The sequence below is a fragment of the Vibrio ponticus genome (assembly GCF_009938225.1).
Taxonomy (GTDB): domain Bacteria; phylum Pseudomonadota; class Gammaproteobacteria; order Enterobacterales; family Vibrionaceae; genus Vibrio; species Vibrio ponticus.
On the sequence record NZ_AP019658.1, the window covers coordinates 437050 to 450575 of the forward strand.

The window sequence follows — 13526 nt, forward strand, 5'->3', positions numbered from 1 at the left end:
AGCATTATAGACAGTAGTAGTTCTGTATAGGATGCTATAGCTTCATTTTGGTAACTTTTGAGTTTTTATATTCATACATTTGCTGATCGGCAGATTCGAAGGCATTGGTAAGTGAATTGCCAATTTTTTCAAATCCATAGCTCCAACCAAGGAAGGGATACTTGTCATGAAAAGCTGTTTTAAAATAGACTTCTAGTTTATCAAGGCGTTTAGTCAGCGTTGATGTCGAAGTTAAAGACTCTAACACCAGTACAAATTCGTCTCCGCCACTGCGTGATAAAAAGTCTTTATTGCGAAAACAGCAAGCGAGCAAGTGGGCAAAGTCGGTCAGTACATCATCACCTTCGTTGTGCCCGAAGCGATCATTGACTAGCTTGAAGTTATCTAGGTCGATTACCACCACAAAACTATTAGGCTTAATAGGTTCATTCGCACGTGCGCTATATGCTCTTCGATTATATAACCCGGTTAAAGGGTCTATTAAAGATTCAGTGCGATATTTTTCTATATCTCGTTTGAGTTCAGTTATATCTGTTGAATTTGTGAAAATATAAGTTTTACCATCGATGATATGTTTGAATTTAATTACTTCAAAATAACGAATTTCATCTGAATTTTTGAAGCTTAACTCTTTAGAAACACTCACTTGAGATTTTGAAAATTTGACACTTTCCCAATAGCTAGAACGTATAAAATCAGCAATATATGTCGGTAGATGCTCAGCATATTCTAAACCTGTTAAACCTATTGGTAAAATAGTGTTGTCGCCTAATGCTATAGATAATGCATCTATCAAATTTTTATTCAAGTATACATAACGATGCTCTTCATCGCATATAGATAAGAAGCCAGGGAATGATTCGAAGAATCCTTGCTGCAATTTAGGGTCGAGTTCCATGTTGACCTTTATTTCATTATTCTTTTATATAACCTTAAGTTAAAAGTGGGCTTGCTTCGTTGATTTGCGTCGCACTAATTAACTATTGTTAGTGAATTTTATTGTGTTTTTGGTTTGTTTTCATTCCGGTTGTAGTTGGTTTGTGTTATTTGCAAGTTTTTTCCTACAAGGATGCGGTAAAAAACAAAAAGCGGACTTGTCGTATTCTTTAATAATGCAGATTACATTAATTAAAGAGCGTCATATATATGATATTTTTATATAAGAAGGTTGGCTTTTATTAGCCTAATAATAGTAATTGGTGGATTTTACATATAACTAGTTCTTCGTCAAAATGAATTACTTGGAAGAGATAAATGTCTTCCTTGATAGAGGGTAATGATTCTAACTAATTTTGCGTTGGTCTTTTTTGGTAGTGAGCAAAGCACTTATTGCTCACTGTGTTAATATTGGCAGTGTAGCTATCTCCACTTATTGTCATAGCATTACCCTCGACCAGCTTGTCGTTAGTTGCAAGCGCATAGTGGGGTAGCAGTGTTGTAATGGCTATTGTGCAGAGTGCTTTACGGTACATAGCGGGTTCCTTTTGCTCTTATTGACAGGTGTCTTTACGAATATAGCGAACAAATGGATTTTTGCGTCACTTGCTATACCAGCCTTTTGTGTGAAACAGATCCGATCTCATGGTGGATTTCGACAAAATAACCTGTTGGATATCACAAAAAATCCCGATTGAAGCACGTGTTTTTTGTTCCTTATACTCGAAGCGTCAATACGAATTTCTAACGTATTGATTGAAAATAATAATTACGGGAAGTTTAGGGAAAACCTATGATCGATTTATGGCCATTAATTGGCATTGTGATAATCACTGTAGGGTTGGCTCTAAAGCAAAATACTCTATTGGTAATTTTAATTGCTGGTGTTGCTACTGGTTTGGTGGCAGACATTGCGGTGATGGATATTCTATCTGCTCTTGGTCAATCTTTTACCCAGAACCGTTACATGTCGCTGTTTATTTTGGTACTGCCAATGATTGGTATTCTGGAGCGTTACGGTTTGCGTCAACGTGCAGAAGATCTGATTGGTTCAATGAAAAAAGCCTCAGTGGGTAAGATTTTAATGACTTACTTACTGCTGCGTAAGATCACCAATGGTATGGGATTAAACATTGGTGGTCACCCGTCTATGATTCGTCCACTGATTGCACCTATGTCAGAAGCGGCAGCTGAGAAAGCATCACCGAATCTCGCTGATGAGAAACGTCAAACGATTCGCGCGCTGTCTGCGGCAAGTGAGAACTTTGGCAACTTCTTCAGCCAATTGCTGTTTATTGGTACTGGTGGTCTACTACTGATTAAAGGCGTAATGGGCGATAACCAACTTGATGTGAAATTGGAAACAATGGCGCTTTGGGCGCTGCCAACAGCTATCGCATCGTTTGTGGTATTTGGAATTTACACTAAGTACATCAGTGCGCGTCTAAATAAAGCGACAACCACAGAAGCGACCAACGCGTCGCAACAGGAGCAATAATCCATGCTTGAATATGTATACCAAGCTACCGGCTTACTGCTACTAGCTTTTTCACTGCAAAGTTTTCTTGATAAACAGAACCCTAAACGTATTGGTAGTGGTCTATTTTGGCTAATCTATGGCATTACGTTTATTTTTGGTGCGATGATACCTCACTGGGTAACCGGTGTGATGGTTTTAGCACTGACAGCTTTAGCGGCTGGTGGCTTTATGGGCACAGGCAACTACGGCACAACCAATGATCAAGAGCGTAAGCAAAGTGCTTCCGTTCTAAAAAACAAACTGTTTATTCCAGCGATTGTCGTTCCTGCTGGTACAGTTTTGATCAGCCAGCTAACTTCTCTAGGTGCGCTAGTTGGTCTAGGCATTAGCTCTATTGCGGCGATTATCGTAGCTTTGGTGATCACTAAGAGTCAGCCAATGCACAGTCTGAATGAAGGTCGTCGTTTGATTGACTCGATAGGCTGGGCGGCGATTCTGTCTCAATTCCTTGCCGCGCTAGGTTACTTGTTTAACCAAGCAGGAGTGGGCGATACCGTAGCTTCAATTGTGAAGCTTATGATCCCAGAAAACATGCTGTTAGTGAAAGTGATTGCTTACTGTGTTGGCATGACGCTATTTACTATCGTTATGGGTAACGCGTTCGCGGCGTTTGCTGTTATCACCACAGGTATCGGTATTCCACTACTTATCCTAGATCATAGCGGTAACGCAGCAATTATTGGTGTGTTAGGTATGCTGTCTGGCTACTGCGGTACACTGATGACGCCAATGGCTGCCAACTTTAACGTTGTACCTGCAGCGCTCCTTGAACTGAAGAATAAACATCATGTTATTATGATGCAGGTGATCCCAGGTTTGGCGATTCTAACGTTTAATATCTTCCTTATGTATAGCTTTGCGTTTTGAGAATAATGATGAAAAAAGTACTAATTACTGGTTTTGAACCATTTGGTGGCGCGTCAATTAACCCTGCGCTAGAAGCGGTGAATAAACTGGCTCAAGCAAAGCTTGATGGTGGTGAGATTGTCGTATGTGAAGTGCCAGTCACTCGTTATGAGTCGGTAGATACGGTTATCGCAGCAATTGAACAACATCAACCAGATTTTGTTATCACGGTTGGTCAAGCAGCAGGTCGTGCTGGTATTACGCCTGAACGTGTCGCGATTAACGTGGATGATTTCCGTATTCCTGACAATGGGGGTAATCAACCAGTTGATGAGCCGGTTGTAGCCGACGGTCCAGATGCTTACTTTACGACTTTGCCAATCAAAGCAATCACACGCACGCTACAAGAAAACGGTATTCCATGCCAAGTATCGAACACGGCGGGTACTTTTGTGTGTAACCACTTATTCTATGGCGTACAGCATTACTTAAGTGGTAAGAATATTGCTCATGGTTTCGTGCATATTCCTCTATTGCCATCGCAAGATACCACCGGTAACCAAGCAACCATGTCGTTGGATGTGATTGTTGAAGGTTTACGTTTGGTTGCTCAGGCAACGATCGATAACAAACAAGATATTGCGATTACCGCAGGTCAAATCTGCTAAGTTCGACAACATCTATCTTGAGCCCGCCTTGTGCGGGCTTTTTCGTTTCTGAGAGTGATATCAATAGTAAAAAAGCAATTGTAAAAGAAGGTATCCAACTGGTTGAAACTTAACCATTGATGTAGAACACTAGTTCGATAGTTGTAAGGAAGCGAAAGGGTTAGGAGATAGGATGGCAAAAGTAGTGATTGTCACTGGAGGTGGTCGAGGCATTGGTGCGGCAACGTGCAAACTGTTGGCGAATCAAGGCTATTGGGTATGTGTGAACTACGTTAATGATGCTGAGTCCGCAGAAAGCGTAGTAACGGAAATACAACTGCAAGGTGGTGAAGCTTTTGCATTTCAAGCGAATGTCGCAGATGAACAGCAAGTGAAAGCGATGTTCAAAGCAGTAACCAGTCGATATGGTCGCGTCACTCACTTGGTCAATAATGCCGGTGTTCTTTCCTTACAATCCACTTTGGAAAACATCAGTTCAGAGCGTTTTCGCACTATTCTAGATACCAACGTCATGAGTTGTTTTCTTTGTAGTAAAGAGTTTATCAAACAGCTTCCAAGCGACGGTTCAATCGTCAATGTTTCTTCGGCGGCATCAAGAACAGGCGCGCCGTTTGAATATATTGATTATGCCGCATCTAAAGGCGCGATGGATTCGCTAACCAAAGGATTGTCTCTTGAGTTGGCAGAACGCAATATTCGGGTCAATGGTGTTCGACCTGGCTGCATTTATACGGAGATGCATGCCGATGGGGGCGAGCATGCAAGAGTTGACCGTTTAGCAAGTAAGATACCGCTCAAGCGAGGCGGGCGAGTTGAAGAAGTGGCTAGCGCGATAGCCTGGTTGCTAAGTGACGAAGCTTCATTTGTGACCGGATCATTTATTGATATTGCGGGCGGCAATTAACCTCAAGGAGTAGTACATGTTGGAATATAAGGAAATATCAAGCATTGCTGGTTATGAAATTGACCTACGTGATTTATTGATTGATAGCGTGGAACAGGGGGCGTCGATTGGTTTTGTATTACCTATTGAAAGCTCGCAAGCCGATGATTACTGGCTCAATGTGGAAGCGGATTTGAGAGAAGGTGAGCGAAAACTGTATATCGTGCTAGAACAGCAACACGTTATTGGCGCAGTGCAGTTGGGCTTATGCTCCAAAGCAAATGGTCGACATCGTGGCGAAGTAGAGAAGTTGATGGTCAAAACTCAGCACAGAGGCAAAGGGATCAGTAAACCGTTGATGAGCATGATGGAGCATTCGGCGCAAGAGTTGGGCGTTTCGCTGTTAGTGCTTGATACGCGTAAAGGAGACATGGCGTCATTGCTTTATCAACGCATTGGTTATCAACAAGTGGGTGAAATTCCGCAATTTGCCTTGAGCTCTAATGGTGAACTAGATGCGACCGTCTATTTTTACAAGCAATTGAGCTAACTACTACTGGGGTTGCGCCATATTGATAGAAATTGCTGATTAGTCCGATAACTTTAAGCAATTAGAGTTGTGGCACATGTTTCGCTAATCTTCTCATACTCAAAACAATAATGAATATGCAGAGTTAGTAATGACAAACAAAGCCTTGGTAGTGGAAGGTGGCGCAATGCGTGGCATTTTTGCCTGCGGCGTATTAGATGCTTTTATGGAGCAAGAGTTTAAACCCTATGATTTTGTAATAGGTGTTTCAGCTGGGGCATCTAACTTACTAGGCTACTTGTCTCACGCGCCGGGTCGAAGCTATCAAGTGATTACCGAGTTGGCGACCGATAAGCGCTTTTTTAACCGCGCTCGCTTTGCGCGTGGTGGTGATTTAGTCGATGTACGTTGGTTGATTGAAGAGTCTAATCATCGTTTTCCATTGGATGAAAATGCACTTTATCAAATCCCGATGTATGCGGCAGTGACGAACATTGAAACTGGCAATGCCGACTATTTTCAATTGAAACCCTGTAACCTAGAAAATGTGTTAGAGGCGACAACCGCACTGCCGATTGCCTACCGCACAACACCGTGTTTTTCAGGTGGCTGCTATACCGATGGTGGGGTAGCGGATTCTATTCCCGTTAAAGAAGCGTATCGTCGCGGTGCGCGTGATATTACCGTGGTGCTATCGCAACCGCTGAATTACAAGATGCGTCCAGCTCGCGCTCCTTGGCTAATGAAACGCTTGCTGGCTCGTTATCCAACGGTAGCGGAATCTATGTTAGTTCGAGCGGACAACTACAACCAATCGCTAGAGTTTATTCGTAATCCACCAAGTGATGCGACTATCCGTGTGATAGCCCCGCCCGATGAATTTGCCGTAAAACGTCTGACCATGAATCGAGCAGTGCTTGACCAAGGCTACCAGATGGGCTTAGATGCAGGTCAGCAACATATCGCAAGTCGCAATGGTACGCATGGTCTGGATGATCAGAATTGTCATTTTTGCTTGTAGAGTGAGAGGCGAGAGTTTAGATCTTAGAATTTAGAGTCGAGATCAAAGAGCTTAGAGTCGAGAACTGAGACAAAAGAATCGAGAAAGAACAAGGACGGTGAGATGAGTAAAGCGAAACTCTATTATGTTCATGATCCAATGTGTTCATGGTGTTGGGGTTATCAACCAACGTGGAAACAAATTGAGCAAACACTGGCTCATGATTTTGCGACCAGCTTGGAGATTCAATATTTGGTTGGCGGATTAGCCCCAGATAGTGATGAGCCAATGCCAGAAGAAATGCAGCGTCAAATCGCTTCCTATTGGCGTAAGATTGCTGATTATCTCGGTACGGAGTTTAACTATCAGTTCTGGACGGACAACACGCCACGTCGATCCACTTATCCCGCTTGTCGCGCAGTGCTCGCTGCGAGAAAACAAGGGGCAGAGCGAGCAATGATCAGTGCTATTCAAAAAGCGTATTACTTACGTGCTTTAAACCCAAGTGATACCCCAGTATTAGAACAGCTTGCTGCAGAGCTTCAACTCGATTGTGAAAAGTTTAGCCAAGATCTGCACAGTGAAAGCCTTAATCAAGCTATGCTGCGTGAAATCGCCTTCGCTCGCTCGATAGGTGGCAACAGCTTCCCTTCACTGTTTTTTGAGCGCGAAGGACAACTGGTTGAACTGGCGATTGACTATCAAAACGCCCAGCAAACGATCGAACAGATTCGACAACTTATGGCGAGTTAATGTTAACGGGTGAAGCTAGAGTAACGAGCTATTTAGCCTAGCCTGCAAAACATGCTGCGAGCTTGGCTATTTTCGGCTCGATGTCACTCAGAGACGTGTTGCCGTAACCCAGCACAACGCCACGCCAATCACGTCCATTGCTACCATCAGGTTCATAGTAGTTCAGCGTTCGCACTACGATATCTTGTTGCTCAGCTTTCATTCGCAGGGTTTCTTCATCAATGCCACCATGCCAACGCAGAGTGACGTGAAGACCGCTTGCTTGACTGATGATCTCGATATTAGCGCCGAAGTGCTTTTCAATCGCTTCGGTGATCGTTTGATGCTTCTGTTTATATAGACGTCGCATTTTGCGGATATGTCGCAATAGTTCCCCATCGGCAATAAAATCGGCTAAGGCATATTGCATATGTACAGGTGAATCTCCGGTTAGAGCATCTTTGATTTCATTGCATCTTGCCACTAAGTGCTCAGGCACCACCATATAGCCCAAACGTAAACCATTAAACATGACCTTGCTGAGTGAGCCAATATAGATAACGTGATCGTCTAGACCAATTTGCCCAGCTAAGCCTTGCATACTGGTATAGGGGCGGTGGGCAAATTGAAACTCGCTGTCATAATCATCCTCAATGATCCACCCTTTGTTCTGCTGAGCCCATTTAATGATCTTAAGCCGTTGTTCAGTATTAATGGTTGTCCCCATTGGATACTGGTTGCTAGGTGTGACATAGAGCGCTTTTGCTTTGGTAGCCAATAGTGCATTTATATCGAGTCCAGTAACAGGATGAACCGCAATAGGGTGTTTATTTAATTTAAACAGGCGGGCAACTTTATCCATTTGCACGTAACCTGGATATTCCAGTAATAGAGTATCTTGACTATTTAGTGTCGCCATTGCGGCGATAGAAAGGGCTTGCTGCGCGCCGCTGGTAATAATAATCCGCTCAGCATTGCACATTACCGAGCGACTAGCGGACAAGTAATCACTTAGCGCTTGGCGTAACTCATGACATCCTTGCACGTCATCATTACCTAATATTGACGGGCGTGAGGCGTGTATTTGCACATAACGCTGCCACTTTTTTAATGGGAACTGGCACAGGTCAGGTACTCCAGGAGCAAAAGCACGGTTTTTATTCAGGCTAACCGAGCTGATTAGCGCAGTTGGCTGAGAGTGATGTTCTGGAAGGTAATCATCTGGCAGTTCCAGTGAGACGTAGAACCCACTGCCTTTGCGGCTTTCAATATAGCCTTCAAATACCAATTGTTCATAGGTAGCTGAGACCGTATTGCGGCTAATTTTTAGTTCTTCGGCGAGCTTGCGTGTCGAAGGGATTTGACTCGCGGTAGCCCAGTATCCTTGTACGATTTTGCTTCGAATCGCGTCGAATAAACCTTGCTGCAGCGTTGTGCAGTTATCGGGCAGTTTTAGATCTCCAGTATCAATATGCGGCATGGCTGACTCTCGTAATTGGCTTTTATAACTGGATCTATATTTTAGCTAAAATTGGCTCTCCTGATAATGCCAGTTTGCGATTATATTGACTCTAAAGCAATGTTTATTAGGGAAGTTTATGTTATCCAATACGCCGCGTAGCACAGTCAAAAAAGCTGCTCATAAAGCGCAAGACAATGTCGAAACCTTGTATCAAGTGATTGATCACTCTTTGGTTGCGCATATCGCTATCAATCAAGAATCTGGTCCTGTTGTCATTCCTATGCTGGCATGGCGAGTTGACGACAAGGTCTATATTCATGGTGCTAACAATAGCCGTCTAATGCGTAACCTCGCGCAAGGTGAACAAACTTGTTTAACCTTTACCTTGTTTGACGGTTGGGTTCTGGCGCGTTCCGCATTTCATCACAGTGCGCATTACCGCTCAGCGGTTGTTTTTGGCAGTTTTGAGCGAGTTGAAGATCGTGGTGAGAAAGACCGCTTACTCAATCACTTTATTGAGCAGATTGCTCCAGGACGCTGTGAGGATATTCGCTTAAGTAGCGATAAAGAGCTTGATGCCACTATGCTGCTTGAGATTCCTTTAACCGAAGCTTCGGTTAAAATCAGTGGTGGAGAAGTGAATGACGATAACGCTGATTTAGATATACCAGCATGGGCGGGCTTCATCCCGTATAAGACCGTTGTTGGTCCACTAAAACCAAGCGCTACGTTGGCGCAGGGAATAAGCGAACCGAACTATTCAGATGCTTATGGGAATCGGTGGTTTGACAACATTGATACTCAAATATCTTAAGTATCAAGAGTGGTTGAAATAAATGTCAGTGATAGGTTAACACTTGTCGCTGACTACTCCATATCTAACATCACCCGAGGCATCTTGGGGGTAGTAGATTTCGACATGACATTTAGTGCTTGTAGTCGGTTTGTTCGGACCAAATCCAATAATAAATATTGGGTTAGCAGGGTTGCCACGGGATGGGCTGCTAATGGTAAAGTCATCGCCTAATATCAACCATTTCTCAAGCTGTAGAACATAATAAATACGCCCATAATATCCTCTAATATCGTTATTACCATCACCGTCGAGATCGATGTTACTCATGCTGGCTACTGTGTTTTCTTCTCCTTGAAGTACTGCTTTGGCATACACCTGCGTGTTTAAAGTAGCAAACGCATCCTTCGCCCCATGTAGTGCGGAGATTTTGGCATCTTTACGAAATGATTGAAAAGTACTTAAGGCAGTAACAGCGAGAATACCTAATATAGTAATGACGACCACTAACTCAACTAGGGTGAATCCTTTAACGCGAGAGCGAATGCGGGCAGCAGTGCGGTTACGTTTCTGACGGCTTAATAGAGACATAATGACTTCTTCCTATAACTTGCCCGTAGCATAACTATGAAACTGGTTGAGTCTACTTTTTCATCGATAAAACACGACGTATTGCTCACTATTGGCAGTGGTGAGTAATAAAATTCCAATATTTCTCTAGACGCCATTTGGCTTAAATTAATTAGTCAGTTAAGCCAAATGACTTCACTGCCTTTGATCAAAATTGATCATTTTCAGGTTGGATATTGCATCTAAGTAACTTAGTTGACTCAAGGAAAATAACGGAGTCAATACAATCAAGAATTTATATTTCTGAAATTGATAACTAGCGCACTCAAATAGGGTGATTTTCTGTAAATATTACAAAGTGTGATGTCGGTCGCAAAGTTTATTGTTTTGGTGGGTGGTAGTTATTATTGCTTCATGATTAATAACTTACATAAATAGAAATATAAACTAGACGATAGTTTGCTGTGACTTTCGGAAACTTATTTCATTTTCAATTTGAAAGTTACAGTTCTATTACTAGCTTTTAAGTGGGAACAGCGGATTGTGGTAGTACCGTTGCTTCGGCTTGCTATCAAATAGAATATGGAAATACAAAGATGAAAATGACAAATATTGCCATGGCAGTGGCGACTACTCTTCTGGCATCGACCAGTGCATTTGCAGCGGAAGTTTATAGTGGAAGTGGCACATCTTTAGCTATCGGTGGCTACGTAGATGTTGGTGTGGGTGAATATGGCGGATCTGAAGATTTCAAGGTACATCAGGTTTCTCCACGTCTTAATGTTGAAGGTAAAAAAGAGATTGGCAATGGCGTAACAATTGATGCCAAAGGTGAATGGAGAATTAACTACCTAGAAGGAAGTGAAACAACATTTTCCACACGTCTTGGCTATATCGGTGCTACTCATGAACAAGCTGGTCGCTTAGTTGTAGGGACTCAATGGGCACCTTATTACGACGTTGCAGGTGTGGCAGATAAACCTATCGCGTTTGCTAATGATTTTTTATATGGAAAAAACTTCAATCAATTGGGCTCAGCGCGTGCTGAAAAAATGGTCAGTTACCGTAATACCCTAAGAGCTTCAGATGATGTTGCATTTAATATTGGCTTAGGCTGGCAAGGTGAAAATACTGAGACTTCAAGTTCACAGGTAGCAAACCTAGTAACAGGCGAAGTGACTTCCGTCACTACTGGAGTTGATTATGATGCTCGTGGTCAAATTGCAGTTAGTACGGTGTTTGCAGGCTTTGGACTAGGTTATGTCTACAACCAAGGTGATGTTGACTCAGAGAAAGCTCGTTCGCACGTGTTTGCTGCCAATTATGGTAATTACGGCAAAGGGCTATATGTTGCCTTAGTGTATGGTGATAACGACAACTTTTACAATGGATTAGACGATACTAAGCAATACGAAGCGATTGCAGCATTTGGACTGGATAATGGTGTAAACGTAATACTTAACTATGAATCAGTTGAAGATGATAAGACTGATAAGACGCAATATAGTGAAACGGCTATTCAAGTAGAATACACCGTGACTTCTGGCTTAGTTGCTTTCGCTGGTTACCAAATCGACCTAGGCAATGATATCAACAAAGAAGAAAACGACGAGTACACAGTCGGTGCTCGCTACTTCTTCTAAACCCAAACCTAATTAAGTTCTGCCTTTCTTCTCAGAGTTTGCTTTTGAGCGCAAGCTCTGAGTTTTTTACTTTAGTTAGCGAATATTGTTTGCCTGAAACAATCTTTGGCTAGAATGTGCCTTCACGAAAATTCAGGGACGATGGCATGCACTCTATTATTGTTGAAGACAACCCAATTCAGCCGACGAAGGTGCTGTGTGTTGGGCGTAATTATCTCGATCATATTGCGGAGCTGAACAATGCTGTGCCTGAACAGATGGTGGTCTTCAATAAGCCCTCAACTGCGATAACCAACCAATTAACCGCCTATCACCAAGAAAGATTACACTACGAAGGTGAAATCTGTTTCGTGGTTAACAATGGGCAGTTATCGGCTGTAGGGATAGGGTTAGATCTTACTAAGCGAGAATTACAAGCCACACTTAAACAGCAAGGCTTGCCTTGGGAACGAGCCAAAGCATTTGATGGCTCGGCGGTATTTAGTCGTTTTATCTCGTTGCAAGGTTTAACTATCGACGAGTTAGAAATCGAGTTGTTTATTAACTGCGTACGTGTTCAGCGAGGCGGCGTCAAACAGATGATCTATCCTCCGCAAGTGATTGTCGATGAGCTTAAAAGTTACACCACGTTGTGTGACGGTGATGTGATCATGACAGGCACACCAAAAGGGGTAGGAGAAGTCCAAGCTGGAGATATCTTCTTAGGTCGTTTAATTCATGCTGGTAAAACATTGATTGAAATTGAGTGGCTCGCCAGTTAAATGCCTAAATCAGCGAATGCCAAAGCGCCAGCACTATGCTGGCGTTTTACGTATCTGGAGTGAGTATCGACAGTTTGAATCTATTGTGATTTCTACTCACTAAAACACTAAATTATTGAGGACCAAAAATACCAGCATGCTAATTACGGTCGTCAATAATACGTTGCCTGTTTTGTAGATGATCAAGCAGGCTAGAATAGATGCGAGCAAATAGGGGTTAGTCGGTGCTAACCACAAATCACCCTCTGGCGCGAATACAATCGGCGCGAGGATGGCTGTCAAAACAGCTGGTCCTGAGTAACTCAACATGCTTTGTAGTTGAGGGGCTAAGCGCAGTGGTAACTTAGGCTCAAGAAACACATAACGGCTGAAGAAAACCAATGCTGCCATTGCCAAAATTGATAACATAATCATCGCTGTTTCCTCTCTAGCTCGACTTTTTAACCATCGTTTCCACTAAATAACCCGCTAACATGCCACCAAGGCTGGCGACCATTAACGCTCCTTCGATCTGTAATAGATTTAATGTCACCGAAAGCACTAAAGCGACCACCACCGCGACAAAGGTGGGGGAGTTTTTGATGTTGGGAATGACCAGCGCAATAAAGGTTGCGGCAACAGCGAATTCCAAACCGAGTTCATTGAGTGCAGGTATATAACTGCCTGCGACAATGCCAACAAAAGTTGCCAGATTCCAGCAGATATAGAAGCTCAAACCCGCACCTAGCGCATACCAAGGTTCAAAACGCTTGTCTGATTGATTGCCACAAATTGCAAACAGCTCATCGGTGAGTAGGTAGCCTAAAGCCAAACGCCAACGCAGCGGCAAGGGACCTATTTTGTCACGCATTGAAACGCTATACAGAAAATGACGGGAGGTGATAAATAAGGTCGTGAGCAACATCGTTGTTAGCCCAACGCCTGCTTTAATCATACCGGTGGCAACCAGTTGAGCGGAACCGGCAAACAAGATCGCTGATAACGCTTGGCTCTCAATGGGAGTTAACCCGGATTCAATGGCATAGGAGCCGGCGAGTAATCCCCATGGAATGACTGCCACACTAAGCGGGATCATCGCCACGGTTCCTTGCATAAATAATGAGTATCTACTTGGCATAACTTGTACGTCTGTATTCATTGGTTCTCCTCAGTTGTGCGCTTGT

The 13526-nt window shown here is 43.1% G+C and carries 15 protein-coding genes; 10 read left to right on the plus strand and 5 right to left on the minus strand.

Features of this window, described 5'->3' with window-relative positions:
- Window positions 1–34: 34 nt before the first annotated feature.
- Window positions 35–898 (minus strand): GGDEF domain-containing protein, encoded by an 864-nt coding sequence (locus tag GZN30_RS16465; protein ID WP_075648793.1) that lies wholly within the window; start codon window positions 896–898, stop codon window positions 35–37.
- 831 nt (window positions 899–1729) lie between these two features.
- Here GZN30_RS16465 and GZN30_RS16470 point away from each other — a divergent pair.
- The 7 genes from GZN30_RS16470 (at window position 1730) to GZN30_RS16500 (ending at window position 7155) form a co-directional block, all read left to right on the plus strand.
- A complete protein-coding gene (locus GZN30_RS16470) occupies window positions 1730–2434 on the plus strand; it encodes a DUF969 domain-containing protein (protein WP_075648795.1) in 705 nt (234 codons plus the stop codon).
- 3 nt (window positions 2435–2437) lie between these two features.
- Window positions 2438–3343 carry a DUF979 domain-containing protein gene (locus GZN30_RS16475; protein WP_075648796.1) on the plus strand — a complete coding sequence of 302 codons (906 nt, stop codon included), beginning with the start codon at window positions 2438–2440 and terminating at the stop codon, window positions 3341–3343.
- A gap of 8 nt (window positions 3344–3351) precedes the next feature.
- The gene (gene pcp / locus GZN30_RS16480) at window positions 3352–3990 is read left to right on the plus strand and encodes a pyroglutamyl-peptidase I (protein ID WP_075648797.1); all 639 of its coding nucleotides are present in this window, start codon (window positions 3352–3354) and stop codon (window positions 3988–3990) included.
- 172 nt (window positions 3991–4162) lie between these two features.
- A complete protein-coding gene (locus tag GZN30_RS16485; RefSeq protein ID WP_075648798.1) occupies window positions 4163–4894 on the plus strand; it encodes an SDR family oxidoreductase in 732 nt (243 codons plus the stop codon).
- Window positions 4895–4913: 19 nt separating this feature from the next.
- Window positions 4914–5423 (plus strand): GNAT family N-acetyltransferase, encoded by a 510-nt coding sequence (locus GZN30_RS16490; protein ID WP_075648832.1) that lies wholly within the window; start codon window positions 4914–4916, stop codon window positions 5421–5423.
- 130 nt (window positions 5424–5553) lie between these two features.
- Window positions 5554–6423, plus strand: a complete 870-nt coding sequence (locus GZN30_RS16495; RefSeq protein ID WP_075648799.1) for a patatin-like phospholipase family protein — start codon at window positions 5554–5556, stop codon at window positions 6421–6423.
- 102 nt (window positions 6424–6525) lie between these two features.
- On the plus strand, window positions 6526–7155 hold the full coding sequence (locus GZN30_RS16500) for a DsbA family protein (RefSeq protein ID WP_075648800.1): 630 nt from the start codon (window positions 6526–6528) through the stop codon (window positions 7153–7155).
- A 37-nt stretch (window positions 7156–7192) separates the two neighbouring features.
- On the opposite strand, the gene pdxR is transcribed toward GZN30_RS16500, so the two are convergent.
- Window positions 7193–8614 (minus strand): MocR-like pyridoxine biosynthesis transcription factor PdxR, encoded by a 1422-nt coding sequence (pdxR, locus tag GZN30_RS16505; protein ID WP_075648801.1) that lies wholly within the window; start codon window positions 8612–8614, stop codon window positions 7193–7195.
- Between the two features lie 118 nt (window positions 8615–8732).
- On the opposite strand from pdxR, the gene GZN30_RS16510 reads away from it, so the two are divergent.
- Entirely contained in the window at window positions 8733–9410 is a 678-nt protein-coding gene (locus GZN30_RS16510; RefSeq protein ID WP_075648802.1) for a pyridoxamine 5'-phosphate oxidase family protein, read from the plus strand.
- Between the two features lie 36 nt (window positions 9411–9446).
- Here the strand turns inward: GZN30_RS16510 and GZN30_RS21465 are convergent, their stop codons facing one another.
- Window positions 9447–9980, minus strand: coding sequence for a type II secretion system protein (locus tag GZN30_RS21465; protein ID WP_075648803.1), 534 nt, complete (start codon window positions 9978–9980; stop codon window positions 9447–9449).
- 575 nt (window positions 9981–10555) lie between these two features.
- Here GZN30_RS21465 and GZN30_RS16520 point away from each other — a divergent pair.
- A complete protein-coding gene (locus GZN30_RS16520; RefSeq protein WP_075648804.1) occupies window positions 10556–11602 on the plus strand; it encodes a porin in 1047 nt (348 codons plus the stop codon).
- A gap of 146 nt (window positions 11603–11748) precedes the next feature.
- Window positions 11749–12363: a fumarylacetoacetate hydrolase family protein gene (locus GZN30_RS16525; RefSeq protein WP_075648805.1), complete on the plus strand. Its 615-nt coding sequence runs from the start codon at window positions 11749–11751 to the stop codon at window positions 12361–12363.
- 99 nt (window positions 12364–12462) lie between these two features.
- Here the strand turns inward: GZN30_RS16525 and GZN30_RS16530 are convergent, their stop codons facing one another.
- Together GZN30_RS16530 and GZN30_RS16535 are read right to left on the minus strand one after the other, a co-directional pair.
- Window positions 12463–12777, minus strand: coding sequence for an AzlD domain-containing protein (locus GZN30_RS16530; RefSeq protein ID WP_075648806.1), 315 nt, complete (start codon window positions 12775–12777; stop codon window positions 12463–12465).
- Window positions 12778–12790: 13 nt separating this feature from the next.
- Complete coding sequence (locus GZN30_RS16535; RefSeq protein WP_075648807.1) at window positions 12791–13501, minus strand: AzlC family ABC transporter permease; 711 nt, start codon at window positions 13499–13501, stop codon at window positions 12791–12793.
- Window positions 13502–13526: the final 25 nt, after the last annotated feature.